This is a genomic window from Carnobacterium sp., from assembly GCF_040274425.1.
In genome coordinates this window covers 1-20,402 of record NZ_JBEMBC010000047.1, presented here as the reverse complement: position 1 = coordinate 20,402, position 20,402 = coordinate 1, and the positions used below count along the sequence as shown (strand labels likewise).

Here is a 20,402-nt window from a genome sequence, read left to right as displayed (position 1 = left end):
CACTTTTTTACGCAACAACTGGTATATAGAAAACGAAAAGGACACACTAAATGCTGCAGTAGCTGGCCATCCTTTCACGTATTCTGCTGGAGATGGTAAAACGGGTTGGGCGTTAAAAAGTGAATATGCCGAAGCTGCCATCAATGTCTTAACTGGAAAAGCAGCAACACCAGAAGTACTTGAATTATCAGGCAATCCTATTACTTATGTAGAATTAGCAGAAGCTCTTAAAATTGCTAGTGGCACAGCATTTGAGGTCGTTAAAATGAATGATATTGATTATCAAACTGCATTAACCAATAATGGCGTCCCTGAGGCAGCTGTCGGGTTCATCTTAATGATTCAAGGTGATATTCGTAACGGTGAGTTGGATGTTATGTCAGATGATTTTGAACAAACGTTAGGCAAACCATTGACACCACTAGTTGATGCTTTAAAAGAGTACTTACAAAAATAACCTTTTATAAGTAGTTTTATTCTTCAATCATGTAGAGAAAAAAAATAAGAAGAAGCTTTTAATAAAGTTTCTTCTTATTTGTTTTGCATTCGATCATCATAACAATTGAAGATTAATTTACTAATGATGATTTCTAAAGAACAAGTTAAAAAACTCGCTCTTTTTATTTTGATTTATTTTATAAGGATTATATCAGGACTCCTTGATCATTGATTTATATTCGTTAATAATTTGAATCCCTGAACTTGTTCCTAATCGTTCAGCGCCAGCTTCCACCATTGCTTTAGCAGTGGTAAAATCACGTATACCTCCTGCTGATTTCACTTTAACCTCTGCTCCAACTATCGATTTCATTAGTTTTACATCTTCAACAGTGGCACCGCCAGTACCAAAACCGGTTGATGTTTTCACAAAATTCGGTTTCACTCTTTTAGCAATTTCACAAACAGCTATTTTTTCTTCATTTGTTAGAAAACAGTTTTCTAAAATTACTTTACTTAAAATATTATTTTCTTGGCAGACTGCTACAATTTCTTTCATTTCCTGTTCAATATAAGCTAAGTTGCCGTCTTTTAATTCACTAATATTGATCACATAGTCGATTTCATCAGCCCCATTTTTAATAGCTTCCGTAACTTCAAATACTTTGGTAGCAATGGTCGTTTGGCCCAATGGAAAACCAATGGCTGCTCCTACATGAACTGGACTTTCTTTTAATAACTCTTTGCAGAGAGAAACAGGCGCTGAATTGATAGCCACCATTTTAAACCCATATTCATCAGCTTCTTGACACAATTTTTTAAATCCAGATTTCTTTGCATCTGCTTTTAGCAACGTATGATCCACCATGTTTGCTAGTTCTGTTACACTCAATTGAAATGTCATTTTTCTTCCTCCTTTTATTGAACTCGCTTTCATTTTATCATAGTTAAAGGCTTTACGTGTTTAAGTAAGGAATAAGAAAAATTTATCAGTCTAGGACGTTATTTTTTAAATGCAAAAAAGAACCGCCTAAACGATTCTCCTTTTACACTATGTGAAGTATGAAAATTTTTTTTCAACAAAGAGCTTCTGTTTGATATACTTAATGTACGATTTCTACCTTAAAAATGACTTACTTAAAACTATAGTTCTAGTTTATATTTAAGGTATTCGATAGTTTTTTTAAAATTTGCTAGTCCTTACTATTAATCTAATCTTTTCTATACTTTGTCCGTTTTCTAAAAGATAGTGGGTACCATTCCACCATCTGCTCGAATAACCGAACCGCTAAAACTACTTGCTAGAGGACTACAAACAAAGGTAACTAAGCGACCTAACTCTTCTGCTGGAATAAATCGTTGGATCAAAGAAGCGCTACGGTGTTCCGCCATGAAGCGACGTTCTTGTTCTTCAAAGCTTATGTTTTCCTTTCCGTAAAATCCTTCTAGCATCCCGCTAACCCCTTCAGTTAAGGTTGGCCCAGGTAAAACAGTGTTGACTGTAACCTGTGTTCCTTTGGTTTGGATAGCTAAAGTTTTAGCTAGAGAAAGCTGCATGGTTTTAGTCATACTATAGTGAGCCATTTCCCCAGAAGGCATTAACGCTTCTTCACTAGCAATAAAAACAATCCGTCCAAAATTAAGCTTAATCATATGCGGTAAATACTGTTTCGCTAAGGTGTTGCTGATTAGGACATTAGTTTTGAAAAAACGTAGCCACTCTTCATCATTAATCTCATAATAGTCCGTTGGTTTAAAAATACCTAAACTATTAATTAACAGATCTACTTGCGGAAATTTCTCCATCAATTGATTGATTTCTATTTCCTGACTTAAATCGTAAACTGCGCTTTGAGGATTGGTAGCAGGAAATTTTGTTTGAATTTCAGCAATCACTGTATCAACATCTACCTTACCACGACCGTTAATAATTACATTTACGCCTTCACTGGCTAACTCTAGAGCGATGGCTTTTCCAATCCCCTTAGTTGAGCCGGTTACAAGTGCGGTTAACCCAGTCATTTGCATTTTCATAGTCTACTCTTCCTTTCTAAAATTCAAAATTGTCTGGATCTGGACCAATTCGACGGTTTTGATTTAATGCTGTAATACTTGCGACTTCTTTTTCAGTTAAAGCAAAGTCAAAAATAGCTCTATTTTCAAATAACCGACCTGCATTGGTTGATTTAGGAATTGTAATAACGCCATTTTGTAAATCCCAACGTAAAACAATTTGGGCAGCTGACTTCCCATATTTTTGGCTTAACGCTAAAATTAAATCATTTTGCAAAATTTCTCCATTCATCAAAGGTGACCAAGCTTCCATTTGAATATTTTTTTTTGTTAAATAATCCTTTAGTTCTCCTTGGGTTAATAAGGGATGGTATTCCACTTGGTTAATAACCGGAGTCACAGTACTGTGTTTCGCCAATTCCTCTAAATGATGAACTTGAAAATTACTTACCCCAATACTCCGTACCTTTTTAGCGGTATAAAGTTTTTCCATTTCTTGCCACGTAGCAACATAGTGTTCTGCGACTGGCCAATGAATCAGATATAAATCCAAATAATCAACGCCTATTTTAGCCAAACTTGTTTGGTAAGCTTCTATTACTTTTTCACTACGCATATCTTCATTCCAAATTTTAGAAGTGATAAATAAATCTTCGCGACTAATCCCCGCTGCAGCAAGCCCTTGACGAATACCTTCGCCTACTGCTTCTTCATTGCCATAAATACTTGCAGTATCAATACTTCTATAACCTGCAACAATAGCCGCTTTAATTGCCTCAACTAATTCTTTATAATCTTCCACCCGAAAAACGCCTAAGCCTAAAGTCGGCATCTCAACTCCATTATTCAAAGTAATAATTTCTTGCGTTTTCATAAATATTCCTCCAATTTTATATTTACATTTGCCTAACATGTCGTTAGTATAGACCCTATATAACTTAATAGGAAGTAGGTACTTTTTTGTGCTATAGGAACTAAAAAGTACCTATATAAAGGAGAGAAATAAAATGAAACCAACAATTGTTTATGGTATTGGGGTTGAAGCTACCATTGAAGTAATTGGCGGAAAATGGAAGCCGATTATTCTATGTCACTTAAAACATAATACCAGGCGGCCTTCTGAATTAAAACGACTTATGCCCACAATTACTCAAAAAATGTTAACTCAACAATTACGTGAGTTAGAAGATTCCGGAGTGATTGATCGCACTGTTTATGAACAAGTACCACCTAAAGTTGAATATTCTTTAAGCACTTATGGCCGCTCTTTAGAACCAGTTTTAGAATTGTTATGTACTTGGGGCGAAGAGCATATTGATCGCCGGAAAACGCAATTTAATGAGAATATTATTTTAGAACATACTGAACTTTAATCGTTCAAATACAAAAAATAAAACATTAGATAATCATCCCGTCCTTAGATAGAAACATTAGATAATCTATTCTATTGCTTCAGCTAAGTAATACTCAACTACACGCTGCTTGAATTCTTCCTCGTATTAACTATAAAAAGACCTCTAAAGTTAATTTTTTAATTTAACTTTAGAGGTCTTTACATTAGGCCAGATGCTTTTTTCATACCTTCCGAACAGGATCACGAAGAATTGTACGTAGAGTATCTTGAGGAGTTTTTGCTGTAAATGAATCTAGGTGAATCTCAAGATGAGAACCACTACGTCGTACACCATTTTGTTCAGCATACCTTTCTAAATCAGCAAGCGTTCTAAGTTCATCAGAAAAAGGTCCATGGTGCATAACCTGAATGACTGTTTGGGCTGGAATTGAAAAAGGTTCAAGAATATCAGAAGACTTTTTATTTGAACTAGAACTAGCAGTAACAATCTCTTCAATTTTTTCTTTTGTTAAAAGTTGAGGCGTTTTTGTCATGATCCTGTATTCTAGCAACGACAAGGGGTTAGCAGTATAGAAATCAGCAATGTTAGCTGGTTTAGCACCTTTTGCATACCAATATTGAATTTCTATAACTGGCACATTTATCTGTTGATCCAAATTTTTTGATATATCTGCAACTAAGGCTTTCTTTCGATAAAATTCAGCGGTTCCTGGAGCGCCTTTCCCAAGAATCGATAAATAGTTAACAGCCTCTGTATGGATGATCTCTGGAATGTCGGTTGCCGAATAGTGGTTAGTTGATTTAATCTCTGCCATTTAAAAGCCTCCTTTATTAATTTGATAAACTGTTTTTGGTTTCCGTTAGAAAAGTATCTAATGCTTGTTCAACATTGATGTTCACTTGATTGGCAAGAGTTGTCAGCCACCAAATATTTTCCCCGATTTTATGTGCTAGTAGTTTTTCGTTATTCTCCCCAGTCGGCCAGCTACCTGTTTTGTCCATGATTAACCGGCTTAATAAACCAGCGTCAGTCAAAAATGCTAATGTATCCTGTTCTATCGTCCATTTTTCTCCCTGCGTTGCTTGCTCAATTTGGTGATACTGTTCTCTGATCTCATCTGAACGTTGCACTAATTCATTAATATCCATCCTATTTTTCTCCTCTTTATTCTATTTAAGATCGGCAATCAACTGCTCAATTTTCCCTGTCGGTGACAAACTAAATTCGTAAAATCCTGAAATCCCTTGATTTCCATTAGGGAAAACCCCTTTAAAAATAACCTTTACAGTAACTACATTGTCTTCGATCTGATATTCTTGGATTTTCGTGCTGGTCTTGCAGTCAATAAAATAATCTCTAAAGTATTGTTTGATTTCTTCCTCGCCTTCAAATTTTCTGCCGACTGATAGTTCATCGATAACACCATTGTCGATAAAGCATGAGGCATATCCATTTTCGTCAAAAGCATTACTGACTTCAATATATTCTGAAATGATTCTGGGTAATTGTTTTTCCATTTCGACACTTCCTTTCTTATATTTGAAGTATATAGAAAAAAACATGACAATAGTCTGTCATGTTTTAATAATAATCAAGCATACTTTTTAATTCTTTTTTTAATCGCTTTTGAATTACAGTTGGCGCCAACACTTGTAAATATTTGCCGAACGAAAGCAAGTAACTATCTAACCACTCGCCATCATTGGTTAAACAATTAACAAGATAATAGTTGTCATCAATTTTGCTGATTTGATCTTGAGTAAATTCTTCAAATATACGATAACTCATTTTAGCGTTGATTTTCAAAGTTAAGGATATTGAATCAGTTCTTTTTTTATCCTCCTGTTGTGCCATTATGGGTGCAGCAGTTCGTTGGGACTTGGATTCTGCAGAAACTATAGCAGTCTCATGCATTCTAGTTAACTTAAATAATCGCCAATCTTTTCTTTCAATAGAGTACCCCTTCAAATACCATGCCTTATCTTTAAATATAACTTGGTTAGGGTAGACTTTTCTTGATAGATATTCATTTTTAGCATTCAAATAGTTAAAAGTAATCAGTTCAGATTGAAATATAGCTTGTTTTATCAATGCTAATGTCGACTTTTGTTCCTGACTATTACTCCAATTTGAAGGGTCGATTTCAATCCAAGAGATTGGTTTTTTTTGAAAAATTGCGGATAGTTTATCCAACGTTTCTTGATCACTTTGGCCAACTCCTACTAAACTTTGCAATGAAGATAATATATTCATCTGCTCGTCTTCTGAAACTAAGGTGCTATTCATTCTAAATTGAGGCAATAAAGAAATCCCGCCGTTTCTCCCTTGACTAACATAAATCGGAATACCTGCTTCTGACAAATTGTCAATATAGCGATAAACAGTTCTTACTGAAACTTCTAATTTATCGGCTAGTAATTTTGCTGGTAGTTTTTCATTATTCATTAACAAATAGACCATTTGAAATAAGCGATTTGATTTCATATCAACTACCTCCCCATATTAAATAATACAATTTTTATTTGGTATTACATAATAATCAATCACTATTATTTTTTCAGAGATGGATAATCATTGAATGAGAAGTGCCCGTTAATTTTGCTCGATTTTTGGTATATAGTAGGTATCTTGGTGATCTTTTGGATGATATAGTCAGCAATTCTCATTTCTCTATTTGTAAATCTTGTTTGATTTTTCAACTTATTCACTATTTGCAAAAAAATTAATAATCCTTTTATAAATTGATTCTATATCATATAGGTAGAGTTTACTATATGACCTTAAATGTAAAATAGTATCTTTTTATAAATAAGTTATAGCTGGAATATAAGTCCTCCATTAAAAACTAAAAAAACTGTAGATTTGTATGAAAGTTCAAATCTACGGCTTTTTTAGTTTTTATTTGTTGTTTTTATGTGTAAACTCACTATTAGATTGTATAAATAGTTTTACAGAGGAACCATTACAAAAGCAATACTCTTTAGATTTTTATGAGATGACTTTTCCAGTCATTTCCTCGTAATCTTTATTCATGATATCCCACGACTCTTTGATGTCATCATCTAATCCAAATAACCCACTACGCCCTACAATATAAATATCGGGATTGGCTGCATCAATTTTCTTAAATGATTTCCGATTTGAAGATCCATCCATTTCAATAACATAATGATAACCATTTTTTTCACGTAATTCTCTCAAAGCTACTATTTTATCTAATGTCCCATCAATAAAACGTTGTCCAGCAAAACCAGGATCAACTGTCATAATGGTAATTTTATCAACTAATTCAATATAAGGAAAAATTGTCTCAATAGGCGTTTCAGGATTTAACACTATCCCTGCTTTTAATCCCGCATCTTGTATTTGATCAATCAATCGAAATGCTAAACCATCAAGTACTTCTGCATGCATACAAATCCATTCACACTTCAAATCTACCAATTGTTGAACCCAGAAACTTGGTTCGGTTACCATAAGATGAACAGACATAGGCAAGTCGCTTATTTTTCGCACTTCTTCGATAAACCATGGAGACAAGGTAATATTGGGAACGTAATGTCCATCCATAATATCAATATGATACGAGTCTACATGATCATTTAAAAACGTAATTTGTTCTTTAAACTTGTCTAAGTCCATTGTCATCAATGATGGTGAAAATTCTATTTTCTTCATTTTTTAGTTTACCTCCAATTATTTGCTGGTTATTTGAATGATTTCTTTATCTTCGTGAGTAGCGCGTATACTTCTGAGTAACTTTTTTACTTACTCTCATATTTATATTAGAAAATTTGGATATCATCTAGGTCAATATCTGCTTCTTCAATTTCTGGTTGCATGTTAATATCGTCTTCTGTCACATTTTTCTTAATTAAAGCTAAAGTTACTCCTGTTACCAGAATATTTACTACCAGTGCCGCCACTCCTACCCATGGTCTAGACATCGTTGGAATCATTAATACCCCACCAAATGGGACAGTTGCATCTGCTCCTAAGGCCATAGACACTGCTCCACCAGCTGCTCCACCGATAGCTGTTGCAATTACACCACGAACAATATCATTCATAACGATTGGAATTACGCCCTCAACAATATTGATAACACCCATTGGAACTGCTGATTTCAACGTTTCAACTTCTACTGGTGTATAAATGTTTTTTCTAAACACTTTTGCTATGAAATAAGCCAATCCAAAACCGATTGGTGTTGCTGTATTTACTAATTGTAATGCTGTTATTGGACCATTTAGACCTTCTGCTTGCATTGTCAACACAAAGGCAAACACCGTTTTATTAATTGGCCCACCGTAGTCAACTCCACTCAGTAAACCTATCACTCCACCAAATACCAGCAATGAAGATGATCCCAAACTATCTAAAGCATTTGTTAATAACGAAGTAAAAGCAGCGATTGGTAACCCAATAACATAAACCATCATCAAGCCACCAATAACTGAAGTTAGAAATGGAATAATCAAAGTTGGCATTAATCCTTTAGCCCACTTAGGAACTTTAATGTATTTTAAAGTTCCTACTACAAGATAGCCGGCTAAATATCCTCCTAAAAGTCCACCGATAAACCCAGCGCCAATTGCATTAGCCGTTAACCCAATAATAAAACCTGGTGCTATACCTGGTTTCCCTGAAATTGAGTAAGAAATTCCTGTAGCAATAACTACTGGTAGTAAACCTAAACCTGCTCCACCCATTGTTGCTAAAGCATCCCAAATTGAAAATTCACCTTGGATCAATTGAGCTTGGCTAGTTCCACCAAAAGCCATACCAATTGCGATTAAGAAACCTGCTCCACAAACAATTGGAATCAAATATGAAATCGCTGTCAACATATGGCCTTTAAGATTCAATTCTTTAATTTTTTTCATTTTCCTTCCTCCTATACAGCTTCTTGATTACTTTGTTCAACAATTTCTACCGCTTTTTCAATTAATTTATTAGGCGATTTAATCGCGATTTCCGTTGGAACTTGAATCATTCTTTTCCCATCAAATCTTTCACGTCCAGAAATCTTGACATCCACTGCTAAAATAACTACATCTGCTTCAGCAATTTGTTCTGCAGTTAATTCATTTTCTATTCCTATTGTTCCCTGTGTTTCAATGGTAATATCGTAACCTGCTTTTTTTGCGGCATTTTCTAATTTTTCTTGTGCAATATACGTATGTGCAATTCCAACTGTACATGCTGCTACTCCCACTATTTTCATATTCTTTCTCCCTCTTTTTTAGTTACTAAAAGCTGCTTTTACATCTTCAGCTTTTTTTGACTGCAACAATTTTTCGACTACTTCGTCATTCCCTAGCTTTCTTGCAAATAATGATAATAATTTCAAATGATTTTGTGCCCCATCATTGTCATTTCCAACAGCAAAAAGAATGATTCCTTTTACTCCTTTACCATCTAATGTTTCCCATGGAATTTCTTCTTCAATGATTCCAATCGCTACCCCTATTTTCTTTACAAAATTACTTTTCCCATGAGGAATAGCAATATAACCACCAATTCCAGTTTGTCCCTCTGCTTCTCTAGCATAAATATCTTTCATAAAACCATCAACATCTGTAATGTATCCATTTTGTACTAATAATTCAGTTAATTCTTTCAATGCCTCATCTTTAGTCTTAGCCTGCATGTTGGTTTTGATTGTTTTTAAATCGACAATATTTTTTACTTCCATTCGTTATCTCTCTCCTCTCATTTTTAAAAATCAGTTATTTTGCAGAACAACTTCCGCTGCTTTTTCAATTAATTTATTTGGTGATTTAATTGCAATTTCTGTCGGAACTTGAATGATTCTTTTCCCGTCGAATCTTTCACGACCAGAGATTTTTACATCTACCGCTAAAATAACCACATCTGCTTCTGCAATCTGTTCTGCAGTTAATTCATTTTCTATTCCAATTGTTCCTTGTGTTTCAATGGCGATTTCGTATCCGGATTTTTTTGCGGCATTTTCTAATTTTTCTTGTGCAATGTATGTGTGTGCGATTCCAACTGTACATGCTGCTACTCCTACTATTTTCATCATTCTTCCTCCTAAATTTTTATCATTTCTTTTTCAAAAACTTTTTTATCCGTAATTTCTAACAACCGATTTAAATAGTCTTCATCTGCTAACGTCTTTGAAAATAATGAAATTTTTTTCTTTATTTGGTCAACCTCATTTTTCTTCAATAATAGGACAATCAACAATTGGATATCTTTTGTCTGAGGATCCCACAATGCTATAGGTTTAACTAATCGAATAAATAGTATCCGACTTTTTTTTACTTGATCACTTTCTATATGAGGCAACATTACATGGTCCGCGATTAATGTGCTGCCTACCTGTTCTCTTTCAATCAGCTGCTTTATTATTTCGTCTTTTTGAGAATCTTCATCCTGACAGACCATTTCAGAGATAAAAGAATAGACTTCTTCTTTTGTCCTCAACTCACGATTAAAATAAACTTCATAGAATAAATTAGCGTCCATGGTAAATCTCCTCTATTTTTTTCTGAAGTCTCTTCTGATCATCAATCGTAAACATTGCACTCACTAATAAATACGGAATAGGCCTGTTATCTTCAATATGGACGGTACTTAAAATCAATTCAACATCTCCGTATTTCTCTTTAAACAGTTGCATATTTCGTGAGGCTATTACATCTACAATTTCTATTTCAGGAAATTTCTTTGCTACTTTTGCTCTTAAAAGTTCTGAAGTTCCAATTCCAGTGGTGCACATGATCAGTGTTTTTATAGGTCGTTGGTATTGACTAGTTTCAATGATTTTTGCAAAATAAAGAGTAATAAACCCGTTTTCATCATCATTTATTACCGGCAAGCTAAATTTTTCACTTACAAATTTAGATACGTTAGTGACTTCCAAAAATATTTCCTCGTAAGTTACCTTAATTTGATTTAACAAGCTGTTTTTAACTCGAATTTTGTGTTCTAACCGATTAAGCATTGGTTTGATATGATTAGCTAAATCAATAAAAATAGACTGACTTTCGATATCAATACCTAACTTGATACTCATTTCTTCAATATATACTTTAGTCACTTGGATAACTTTTGGTGAAAAATTAGACGTTTTAGCAAGCGATCCTTGCATCCTTGATGAAACCAAATATTGGTAAAGAAAATAAATCTCAATATCTGGTAAGTTATTGTTCAAATATTTTTCAGTATTATTAACAGTAACTTTTGCAACCTGATACAAATTAGCATCCCTTTTCATATTTTCCATTTCTTCATTAGTGATCTTATCCGTGAACAGTAAAGCGGGGATTTTTCTTGAGCGACTAAGCAGTATATACAAATGAGAGAAAATGTTTACATTATATGGATAGGGAATGGTTATTTCCAACTCTTTTTCAATGATTCTTAATTGATCCAATATAAACAAAACATCGTACTTATTGAAATTAAGTTCTTGATTACTTTTCAGATCGTCAATGTCAATAATATTAAATATTTCAATACTATCTTTAATGGCCTTTCTGATATTAACTTCTTCCCCTAATATAGCTAGTGTCCTGTTTTTTCGTTCCAAAACCAAGTTATACTTTTTAAGTTCTTCGCTCATGATTTGTTCATCATTGAAAATAACTGAGTCACCTACATAATAGTTACTAAATAATTGATAGATATTTAAAGGTTTTGGCGAAGATAACAATAATTCTTCCATGATTCGTTTACGTCTCTCGTTAGTAGAAAATTGATTTTCTTTGTATTTCTTGTTACTTTTTTGATAGTTGATAAACTTTTCGTGATCTAGTTTATACCCTCTTCCTTTTTCAGATACAATCAGCGGATCTTCCACATATTCATCGTTGATTTTTTTGATCAAACGATAGACTGTTTTTTTAGAAACACTTAATATTTCTGTTAAATCTTCTGAAGTAACGTAATCTTGATTTTTAGAAAGAAACAGTAACAGTTTTTGTTCACGACTATTGGTTGAACTCAAAGCCACCCCTCCTTGTTATATTTATAGTAACCTAGTTTAAAGAAAACGCTTCCCTGATAAATGACCGTTGCAATGGTCATTTTATTAATGCACCTAAAAGATCTAATTTAGTAAAAATGACTCGTCTTAAAGAAAAATCATTTGCCACTTCTTTTGATTTCATTTAATTGATAGTAATTTTAATATCAAAATCAAAAGACGACGGCTTTAACACCGACAGAAAATCGGGTTAAAGCCGTCATATAATTAATTTACTTATTTTTTTTTAATTGTTTGTGAAATGCAGTTTAACTAAACAAGCTTTTTTATAATTCGTGAAAAATTGGCGTCATTTTATCAAAAGTACAAAACTGAGTATAACCGATATCTTTTAATATTTTTTTAGCTTCTCTAATGTTAAAACCTAGATGCTCTGGTTTATGACTATCACTGCCAATCGTAATAATTTTACCGCCAAGTTCGTGATATAGTTTTAGGATCTCTATGGAAGGTGTCAATCCGTTAATCTCATAACGACTAGAGGACGTATTTACTTCTATTCCTTTATTATTTGCTATAACTACTTTTAATATTTCTTTTATTTTATCTTTATTGTACTCAAATCTATCGACTTCTTTATCTAAATAACGTCTCACTAAGTCCATATGCGCCAACACACTATAATTTTTATAAGTAGTGACCAATTGATACATTTCATCGTAATATCTATCATAACTTTCTTTATGTGTCTGTCCTTTTTGAAATTCTCCTGTCCAAAATTCTTTGTTTTCAATTTGATGTACCGATAATAAAATGAAATCAAAATCTTGAGACTGGTAAAGTTTTTCAAATTGAGGTATCGTATGGACCTGCATACCAAATTCCAATCCTTTTTTTATGTTTATCTCTTTTTCATATTTCTTAGCAAGTTTATCTAGCTCCGCAAAATATAAATCATAATGAACGTTTTTAACCTCTTTATTCTTACCTACTTGAAATTCTTCCCCTGGTTTCCAATCGGGTTTAACCCCATAATCAGCATGATCTGTAAAACAAATGTCTTTTAATCCCAATTGAATAGCATCTTTTACAACATCCTCCATTAAATACCAAGAGTCGTCACTGTAATCACTATGCACATGATAGTCTGCATAAACCATCTAAAAACCTCCTTTAAATTCTCACTATTTTGTTTATTTCCTCTTTTTTCTATGTGATAGTTTTTCATCACTTTTCGTATTTTGTTTACTTAATAACCTAAAAATTCTAGCTGGCTTTTCAATTATAATCGTATCATTCGGAAGATATTTTGTCACTTTAACACCTAACCTACCACAAAAAAGAGAAGGATTTAAGAAACGAACTTCTTAAGACCTTCTCCATGAAGTTTATTCGCTTACTGAGAATGAGAACAATATAACGTATATAGTAAATGGTATAGGTATAGATACTATTTCTCATTTTCTTGTAAACGTATTTATATATTAATTTCCATTCTTCTATTTACAAAAGGTATGCAGAGTTCTAAACTAACGAATGTTAGAAGTAGAATACAAAACGAATGGATCTGAAGTAAAATGGGCAAAAACGAAAAAAATAGGAATAAAGGCTGGATAAGAAAAATAGATTCTATCAGCTTGGAAGAAGTTAATAGTTCAGTAAAAGTTCCACTAGCAAACGCTTCTTTTCTAAGAAAATTACTTGCTTTTATGGGACCTGGTGCGTTAGTGGCTGTTGGATATGTTGATCCGGGTAATTGGGCGACATCTATAGAGGGTGGATCTGAATTTGGTTATACCTTATTGAGTGTCATATTGATTGCTAGCCTAGTCGCAACCTTGATGCAAGAAATGGCTGCGCGTTTAGGAATTGCCACCAGTATGGATCTAGCTCAAGCAACTAGTGCTTCTGTCGGAAAAAAAACTTCTTTTTTCTTATGGATTTTAACAGAAGTCGCCATTATTGCTACCGATATTGCTGAAGTTATTGGTTCTGCTATCGCACTAAAACTATTGTTCAACATTCCGATTCTTTTAGGTGTGACAATCACGACATTAGATGTGCTCTTATTGCTTTTATTGCAGAAACGCAGTTTTCGTATTATTGAAAGTGTCGTCATAATCTTAATGACAACAATATTTATCATTTTTGCATATGAAATTTTATTATCCAATCCAAATATCACTAATCTAGTTGAAGGTTATATACCAAGTTCAGAAATTATCACAAATCCTTCAATCCTATTTGTAGGTCTAGGAATTTTAGGTGCAACAGTTATGCCACACAATCTCTATTTACATTCTTCAATCATTCAAACGAGAAGTTACGAACGTACAGAAAAAGGGAAAAAAGAAGCAGTAACATTTGCTCGAATCGATTCTATCTTTTCTTTGACTATTGCTTTTTTGATTAATTCGATGATTTTAATTTTAGGTGCATCAGCTTTTTACGGCAATGGACAAGTTGTCAGTGGAATAGAAGATGCTTATGCTTTACTTGCACCAACTATTGGCGCATCTATAGCGAGTACCTTGTTTGCAATTGCTCTACTAGCTTCTGGTCAAAACTCAACCATCACCGGAACACTGAGCGGACAAATCGTTATGGAAGGCTTTATTCATTTAAGAGTTAAACCATGGGTACGCCGAATCATCACAAGATTGCTAGCTGTAATTCCAGTATTTATTGTGACCATTATGGCCGGAGAAAATGGAACTACCAATCTTTTAATATTCAGTCAGGTTATTTTAAGTATGCAACTTCCCTTTGCACTTGTTCCACTGGTTTTATTCACTAGTGATAAACATAAAATGGGAAGTTTTGTAAATTCAACTTGGGTTAAAATGGTGGCCTGGACAGCTACAGTTGTCATTATTTGTTTAAACGTTTATTTAGTAGTCTATACATTGATTGGTCATTGACTATTTTTCTGATTTCTTTAGTAATTAAATAGGAATACTCTATCATTTAAACAATCTAAGCGACTAAAAAGACTAAAGCTAATTAAACTAGCTTTAGTCTTTTTAGTCTTTCAACATCTTTAATGTATAGGCTACTGTCAATTTCGTTTACTAAATTCTCTACACACTTTGGCAATTATAAATGTTGCAACAAAAAGCATAATCCCTACTTTGTTAAAAAGTAAAAATACATTTAGTACATCACCAAAAGAGCTCACCGGATAATAACCACTCAGCAAAAGAATGGGGTATACAGTAAGCAACATCGTTATGTAGTGAACTATGATTTGTTTGGAAAAATTCCAGCGGTTGATTTCATAGATGACGCTCGCTATCCCCAAAAACATAATTATAAGCCCGTTTAATAAGAATGTCCTCGCATCACTGGATGAACCTTGAATAAGTTCCCACACTGACATGACCAACATAAAAATAAATGGAATTGCTCCTCTAATGAGTCCTTTTAAAATAGTTTCATTTAACTCTCCTTTCGCATTTTATATATTTAGCCAATATTGACTCCCATCGCTAGTTCTTTTGAAAAAATTAAATGTAATTAAATATCTTCTCTGTTCAACATACTCTCCAGCTGGATAAACTTTTAATAATTCCCCATTGATTTCTTGCTCCGTATAGATCTTTCCTTCTTCAAATCTTGTAATAAATTCAGCCAATAAAATGTATTTCTTTTTTTCTTTAGCGGGAACCTTAGTTACTTTATTATTTTTCATAAAATTCGTGACTACATTTACTTTTTCCTGTTCTGTGTAGTGATACTTCATAAGTCATTTCTCCTTCTTAAAAGTTCCTTTTGGATTTAAAAATGAGCGAATCTCATAGTAACTGTATCATTAAAAAAAGATGAGAGTCAATAACTTAAACAATTTTATTCAAACTTATAAAGTAACTTTCCACCTAAAATTTGCTTTTGCGAATGTCTAATTTGTGAGATACTGATAAGCGTGACTGAAAACGGAGGGAATAAGATGATTTATATAAAAGAAGCCATTTTACACATATTTGATTTGAACAGTAACGAACCTATCTTCTCTTTTGCCGGCTTAGATCTTACGGAGAAATTCACATTTGATTATCTCCATGCCATGATTGAGAAAGTAGAAGACTCAGACAATATGAAAACTGGGGTATTAACCGAAAATAATCCTTTAAACCAAACTTTTTCTTCTATTCAAGAAGACTTTATTGAGACAACTAAAACGTTGACCGAAAAATTCTTTTCCATTACAAAACTTAATCCAGAAATACCACCAGCTGACTTATTATTTGTCTACTTTACTTTGGATGAAGTGCCACAGTTAGGTCTGTTCAAATTAAATTATTCTGACAGCATCACTCACTATGTCTCTTATGAAGAAGAAACGCTAACGAATCAGTTGATCATTAACCGTTCTATCTTACCGAGTGCACGCCAAGCGATTCAAGAAGGAATGGTGCTAAATTTGAATACCATGGAATACCATGTGATTGAGAAAAAGCACCTAATTGATGAATTAGCAGAGAAAATTTATTATTTCACAGAACTATTTTTAGAAGATAAACCTCAACCTAGTCTTAAAGAGAACATTTCGATCATTAAAAAAGCCGTTCAAAAAACAAGCAAGGCATTTGATGATGAAGAATTCCAAGTACTGGCTGATACGAAAGATGCACTTGTCCATAGTATGACGGAAGAAAACGTCATTGATAACCAAGTGATCGCTGAGACTCTATACGGGGATAATCATGCGAAAAAAGAAAAGTTTTTTGAAGAAATCAAAGAATTAGGTTACGTAGATCGTGCTCCTGCTGAAGTAGCCGTTGCTGGTCCAAAATATTCAAAACAAAAATTCCGTTTAGATAACGGAATCGAGATCAGCATCCCTATAGAACTTTACAGAGACCCAGATGTTGTCGAGTTTATCAACAATCCAGATGGAACCACTTCTGTTATGATTAAAAACATCGAAAAAATCAAAAATTTATTCTAAAAAATCTTCCTTTGTATGAGCCTTTAAATGCTCAGTACAGAGGAAGCTTTTTCGTTTACAGCATCGATTGTTAACCACAGCTGAATAATGGTACGAACTTTCGTAGTTCCGTTATCACTAAAAGGTTAAATCCTTTTAGTGTCACAGGTTGATCAGTTTTTTTTGATTTCTGCCTAAATAAGCATAGTTAAATTTAGACAGCGTCAATTGAGTCAGTTGGATCTACTTCTGCTAAATTCTCATACAACTGTGGGTAATCATGACACTTCATATTTCTACATGTACATATTTCTTTTCCAAATGAGATCATGGATTGATGTGCTCTTCCCCAGTATTTTGCTGGGATAATTTCTGTCACGCGTTCTTCAATTTGTTTGGGTGTGGCATTTTCTTCTGCTATTTTATGGTGCTTGCAGATTCGTGCAACATGTGTATCCACTGCAAAAGCCTCTTGGTTAAAGGCAACATTCAATAATATATTAGCGGATTTAGGACCAATTCCAGTTAATGATTGCAGTTCCTTGCGTGTACTTGGAACTTTTCCATCAAAATTTTCAAGTAATTGATAACTACTTTTATAAATATACTTTGCTTTATTCCGGTAGAGTCCGACTGTTTTTATGTATGATTCAATTTCTTCAGGTGAAGATTCGATAACAGCTTGAGGATTTGGATAGCGTTTAAATAATTGGTCTGTCACTTTAGCGACTGAAATATCTGTTGCCTGAGCACTTAATATAACGACCATCAACAATTGAAATGGATTTTGGTAACGCATCATTGGGACAGCATCAGGATACAGTTTCATAATTTCATAGATAACGTGTTGAGCGGCTTCTTTTGTCAGCATAGGCTTTCCTTCTTTATACAGTTTTTTTTAATATACCATATTTTCAATAGCACTAAAATCAAGTTTATTAGTATCTTAATTTCTATAAAGCCAGAATCATAAGGATAACTTTACTTAGAACCATGCCATTCTGACTTTTTAATGTTTAAAATAAAGTTTCAACAGTTCTTTAGCACTGCTGGCTGAGGTATAATAAATTAAAGAATTGTTCCTCAAAAAAAAGCCTAAGGAGGGTCCTCAATATGAGACAGAATGACGAAGAAACGCTAAATGATTTGTATAATCTGATCCTCAATCCTGCGACTCGTGAATGGGAACGATCAGCATTATTGTTGACCAAAGATGCCTTAGAAGAGGGTGCAACTATTGACGACCAACTTTCAAAACTTGAAGCTAAGTTACGCCCGCTAGCATTAAGAAATAATTTAACGCCTGACGTGACAGATTTTTATAACAGCATAACTGGAAATGCTAGTGCCGACGCTCAATTTGATTTTACAAAACACTCCATTGATGATTTAACTTACCAAGACTCTGCGGTATTCGCAGGAGGCTGTTTCTGGTGTATGGTAGAACCTTTTGAAACCAAAAATGGAATCATTTCTGTCTTATCGGGTTACACTGGAGGGCATATGGATCATCCTACTTACGATCAAGTGAGCGGCCAGTACACAGGGCATGTCGAAGCGGTTGAAATTATTTTTGATACGCGGATCATACAGTATGAAGATTTGTTGGAACTTTATTGGCAGCTGACCGATCCTACAGACGTGTTTGGTCAATTTCAAGATCGAGGCAGTCAGTATCGTCCAATTATTTTTGTTCGAAATGATCATCAACGTCAAATTGCTGAAAAGTCAAAACAGCAGTTAATCGAATCCGGCAAATACAAGCGTCCAATCGTTACGTCCATTGAATTAGCAACCGTATTTTGGCCAGCTGAAAACTTCCACCAGCAGTTTTATAAAAAAAACCGTAAGAGATACAAAAGGATTGAGCGGTCCCGTCAACAATTTTTAGCCTTCCAGCATTTGCAGGGTAAAATCCGGACAGAACTTAATCATTTTACACGAAAACATTAATGAACTGTGCCATGATAGCTACTCTTCTCTACCATACTGAATAGCTATTTTTATTTTTTTCTTCGTTCCTTGTTTTAAAAATGAAGAATGACTAAAACGTCATTTATCTTTTCACTGAATTGATTTTGTTTAAAAATTCACAAAAATAGTTTACCATAAAGAGAAACCTTTATATTTTTATAAGAGAAAGAGGAAATTACTGTGTTGGAAACAATTTTAAGTTTATACGTTACATTAATGTCAGTTATTTTTGCAGGTGTTGCCAATATGGTATTTTGTAAATACCCTACCTATCAACGTTTAAATATCCCAATGGATGCCGGTCGGATATTATCAGACGGAAAGCGATTATTTGGTCAAAACAAAACTTGGAAAGGTTTTATTGGCATGATTCTTTTTGGTGGACTATCTCAGATCGTCTGGGGGCTCATTCTAAAAACTATTCCCTCTCTTGAATCGCTGAATCTATTCTACAATGTCTATGCCAATTCTATACTAATAAATCTTTGGATTGGACTTTTGTTAGGGCTAGCCTATATTATTTTTGAATTACCGAACAGTTTTATGAAACGCCGCTTAGAAATCAAACCTGGTAAACCAGCAAACAACCAATGGAAATGGTTCTTTATTTTTATTGACCAAGCAGATTCATTGCTGGGGTGTGCTTTAGTCGTGGCAGTTCTGGTTCCCATCAGCTGGAATCAATTTTTCGGCTTCATCATTTTAGGTGCAGGTACGCATATTGTGATCAATCAGATATTGTATTTTTTAAAATTAAGAAAAAATCCATTCTAATTATTTTAGATGTACAAAGAGGTGTATAGACAATCTATTGGACTTTAATAGAAACTGCAGAAACAAATCCGCGGTATGGCGGTAAAATAAATGCGTTAATCGATTTATCTCAGTTAGGTCTTCAGGTACCTAAAGGCTATTTCATTTCAGAAGATAAGCTCACTTCACTATGGATGGAAGCAATCCCAGAACTAGTAGGATTAGAAACAACGAATCAACCTAGCCTACCAACTTATGAAACGATTGTTCAACGTCTGGACCAGTTGAGTTTTCCAACGGAATTGCAGACAGAAATAAGCGATCTTATGTCTCCTAATAAAACGTATATCGTACGTAGTAGTGGTCTGATGGAAGACCACGCATCTACTTCTTTTGCTGGACAGTATGACACTATTGCAAATTGTACGACAATTGATGACATTATTGCTGCATTAAAACAGTGTATCGCCTCTCTTTTTAAGCCCGCTAGTTTAAATTATTGGCAGACACAACAATTGGATATTCAAAATCTAAGAATGTCTGTCATTATTCAAGAACAGGTTTCCGCAGTGTCCAGTGGTGTGGCGTTTACTCTCAATCCTTTAACAAATAATGATCGCCAGTTAACGATTGAAGTAGTAGAAGGCGCAGGAGAACAGCTTGTTAGCGGGTTGGTTACCCCTGAACAATTGACGATCGACTGGTTTTCAACGATTAGACCAACAAATGTCTCCCAAATTTTATCTTCAGACCAGTTGAAGCAACTTCAAGATCAATTGCTTTTGATTGCAACCTTTTATGGCTATCCTGTCGATGTAGAGTTTTGTTTCAGCAAAGATTCCTTGTTTTTCTTGCAAGCTCGCCCGATCACAACCATCCGTCGAAAAATCAATGAAGGTAATTGGACCACTACGAATTTTCGTGATGGCGGTGTCGCTGCTCAACCTTGTCCAGGATTGATGTGGAGTTTATACCGCGAATCATG

General features: G+C 34.1%; 25 protein-coding genes. 7 read left to right on the top strand and 18 right to left on the bottom strand.

Annotated elements, in window-relative coordinates; genetic code table 11:
• On the top strand, positions 1-457 hold a 457-nt coding region (locus ABS911_RS09785), incomplete at its 5' end, for a Rossmann-fold NAD(P)-binding domain-containing protein (RefSeq protein ID WP_502880524.1).
• A 192-nt stretch (positions 458-649) separates the two neighbouring features.
• On the opposite strand, the gene deoC is transcribed toward ABS911_RS09785, so the two are convergent.
• From deoC to ABS911_RS09770, 3 genes are all read right to left on the bottom strand, one after another.
• The gene (deoC, locus tag ABS911_RS09780) at positions 650-1,342 is read right to left on the bottom strand and encodes a deoxyribose-phosphate aldolase (protein ID WP_350467423.1); all 693 of its coding nucleotides are present in this window, start codon (positions 1,340-1,342) and stop codon (positions 650-652) included.
• 335 nt (positions 1,343-1,677) lie between these two features.
• Positions 1,678-2,472, bottom strand: coding sequence for an SDR family NAD(P)-dependent oxidoreductase (locus tag ABS911_RS09775; RefSeq protein WP_350467422.1), 795 nt, complete (start codon positions 2,470-2,472; stop codon positions 1,678-1,680).
• Between the two features lie 16 nt (positions 2,473-2,488).
• Positions 2,489-3,325, bottom strand: a complete 837-nt coding sequence (locus ABS911_RS09770) for an aldo/keto reductase (RefSeq protein ID WP_350467421.1) — start codon at positions 3,323-3,325, stop codon at positions 2,489-2,491.
• Between the two features lie 133 nt (positions 3,326-3,458).
• On the opposite strand from ABS911_RS09770, the gene ABS911_RS09765 reads away from it, so the two are divergent.
• Complete coding sequence (locus ABS911_RS09765; RefSeq protein WP_350467420.1) at positions 3,459-3,824, top strand: winged helix-turn-helix transcriptional regulator; 366 nt, start codon at positions 3,459-3,461, stop codon at positions 3,822-3,824.
• 202 nt (positions 3,825-4,026) lie between these two features.
• Here the strand turns inward: ABS911_RS09765 and ABS911_RS09760 are convergent, their stop codons facing one another.
• The 12 genes from ABS911_RS09760 to ABS911_RS09705 all read right to left on the bottom strand — a co-directional run bounded on the left by ABS911_RS09760 (position 4,027) and on the right by ABS911_RS09705 (position 12,923).
• Positions 4,027-4,620, bottom strand: coding sequence for a GyrI-like domain-containing protein (locus ABS911_RS09760; RefSeq protein WP_350467419.1), 594 nt, complete (start codon positions 4,618-4,620; stop codon positions 4,027-4,029).
• Positions 4,621-4,636: 16 nt separating this feature from the next.
• A complete protein-coding gene (locus tag ABS911_RS09755) occupies positions 4,637-4,954 on the bottom strand; it encodes a nucleoside triphosphate pyrophosphohydrolase family protein (RefSeq protein WP_350467418.1) in 318 nt (105 codons plus the stop codon).
• A 21-nt stretch (positions 4,955-4,975) separates the two neighbouring features.
• The gene (locus tag ABS911_RS09750) at positions 4,976-5,323 is read right to left on the bottom strand and encodes a hypothetical protein (RefSeq protein WP_350467417.1); all 348 of its coding nucleotides are present in this window, start codon (positions 5,321-5,323) and stop codon (positions 4,976-4,978) included.
• Between the two features lie 64 nt (positions 5,324-5,387).
• The gene (locus ABS911_RS09745) at positions 5,388-6,290 is read right to left on the bottom strand and encodes a helix-turn-helix transcriptional regulator (protein WP_350467416.1); all 903 of its coding nucleotides are present in this window, start codon (positions 6,288-6,290) and stop codon (positions 5,388-5,390) included.
• 504 nt (positions 6,291-6,794) lie between these two features.
• On the bottom strand, positions 6,795-7,484 hold the full coding sequence (alsE, locus tag ABS911_RS09740; protein ID WP_350467415.1) for a D-allulose 6-phosphate 3-epimerase: 690 nt from the start codon (positions 7,482-7,484) through the stop codon (positions 6,795-6,797).
• A 107-nt stretch (positions 7,485-7,591) separates the two neighbouring features.
• Entirely contained in the window at positions 7,592-8,692 is a 1,101-nt protein-coding gene (locus ABS911_RS09735) for a PTS fructose transporter subunit IIC (RefSeq protein WP_350467414.1), read from the bottom strand.
• 11 nt (positions 8,693-8,703) lie between these two features.
• The gene (locus tag ABS911_RS09730) at positions 8,704-9,033 is read right to left on the bottom strand and encodes a PTS fructose transporter subunit IIB (RefSeq protein ID WP_350467413.1); all 330 of its coding nucleotides are present in this window, start codon (positions 9,031-9,033) and stop codon (positions 8,704-8,706) included.
• Between the two features lie 18 nt (positions 9,034-9,051).
• Positions 9,052-9,504, bottom strand: a complete 453-nt coding sequence (locus ABS911_RS09725) for a PTS sugar transporter subunit IIA (protein WP_350467412.1) — start codon at positions 9,502-9,504, stop codon at positions 9,052-9,054.
• A 30-nt stretch (positions 9,505-9,534) separates the two neighbouring features.
• Positions 9,535-9,852 (bottom strand): PTS fructose transporter subunit IIB, encoded by a 318-nt coding sequence (locus ABS911_RS09720; protein WP_350467411.1) that lies wholly within the window; start codon positions 9,850-9,852, stop codon positions 9,535-9,537.
• An 11-nt stretch (positions 9,853-9,863) separates the two neighbouring features.
• Positions 9,864-10,301: a PTS sugar transporter subunit IIA gene (locus ABS911_RS09715; protein ID WP_350467410.1), complete on the bottom strand. Its 438-nt coding sequence runs from the start codon at positions 10,299-10,301 to the stop codon at positions 9,864-9,866.
• Positions 10,291-11,784 (bottom strand): BglG family transcription antiterminator, encoded by a 1,494-nt coding sequence (locus ABS911_RS09710; RefSeq protein WP_350467409.1) that lies wholly within the window; start codon positions 11,782-11,784, stop codon positions 10,291-10,293. Before ABS911_RS09710 ends, ABS911_RS09715 begins: the two co-directional genes overlap by 11 nt.
• Positions 11,785-12,089: 305 nt before the next feature.
• Positions 12,090-12,923 carry a histidinol-phosphatase HisJ family protein gene (locus tag ABS911_RS09705; protein ID WP_350467408.1) on the bottom strand — a complete coding sequence of 278 codons (834 nt, stop codon included), beginning with the start codon at positions 12,921-12,923 and terminating at the stop codon, positions 12,090-12,092.
• Positions 12,924-13,340: 417 nt separating this feature from the next.
• Between ABS911_RS09705 and ABS911_RS09700 the strand changes: the two genes are divergently transcribed.
• Positions 13,341-14,684: an Nramp family divalent metal transporter gene (locus ABS911_RS09700; protein WP_350467407.1), complete on the top strand. Its 1,344-nt coding sequence runs from the start codon at positions 13,341-13,343 to the stop codon at positions 14,682-14,684.
• 137 nt (positions 14,685-14,821) lie between these two features.
• Here the strand turns inward: ABS911_RS09700 and ABS911_RS09695 are convergent, their stop codons facing one another.
• Both ABS911_RS09695 and ABS911_RS09690 read right to left on the bottom strand, forming a co-directional pair.
• The gene (locus ABS911_RS09695) at positions 14,822-15,193 is read right to left on the bottom strand and encodes a DUF3021 family protein (RefSeq protein WP_502880525.1); all 372 of its coding nucleotides are present in this window, start codon (positions 15,191-15,193) and stop codon (positions 14,822-14,824) included.
• A gap of 27 nt (positions 15,194-15,220) precedes the next feature.
• Positions 15,221-15,505 carry a DUF2087 domain-containing protein gene (locus ABS911_RS09690; protein ID WP_350467405.1) on the bottom strand — a complete coding sequence of 95 codons (285 nt, stop codon included), beginning with the start codon at positions 15,503-15,505 and terminating at the stop codon, positions 15,221-15,223.
• Positions 15,506-15,709: 204 nt separating this feature from the next.
• On the opposite strand from ABS911_RS09690, the gene ABS911_RS09685 reads away from it, so the two are divergent.
• Positions 15,710-16,711, top strand: coding sequence for a nucleoid-associated protein (locus ABS911_RS09685; protein WP_350467404.1), 1,002 nt, complete (start codon positions 15,710-15,712; stop codon positions 16,709-16,711).
• A 193-nt stretch (positions 16,712-16,904) separates the two neighbouring features.
• Here ABS911_RS09685 and nth read toward each other — a convergent pair whose 3' ends face one another.
• Positions 16,905-17,561, bottom strand: a complete 657-nt coding sequence (gene nth / locus ABS911_RS09680; RefSeq protein WP_350467403.1) for an endonuclease III — start codon at positions 17,559-17,561, stop codon at positions 16,905-16,907.
• A gap of 242 nt (positions 17,562-17,803) precedes the next feature.
• On the opposite strand from nth, the gene msrA reads away from it, so the two are divergent.
• From msrA to ABS911_RS09665, 3 genes are all read left to right on the top strand, one after another.
• The gene (gene msrA / locus ABS911_RS09675) at positions 17,804-18,643 is read left to right on the top strand and encodes a peptide-methionine (S)-S-oxide reductase MsrA (protein ID WP_350467402.1); all 840 of its coding nucleotides are present in this window, start codon (positions 17,804-17,806) and stop codon (positions 18,641-18,643) included.
• 204 nt (positions 18,644-18,847) lie between these two features.
• Positions 18,848-19,438 carry a CDP-archaeol synthase gene (locus ABS911_RS09670; protein WP_350467425.1) on the top strand — a complete coding sequence of 197 codons (591 nt, stop codon included), beginning with the start codon at positions 18,848-18,850 and terminating at the stop codon, positions 19,436-19,438.
• A gap of 32 nt (positions 19,439-19,470) precedes the next feature.
• Positions 19,471-20,402: PEP/pyruvate-binding domain-containing protein (locus tag ABS911_RS09665; protein ID WP_350467424.1), on the top strand; the 932-nt coding region annotated here is incomplete at its 3' end.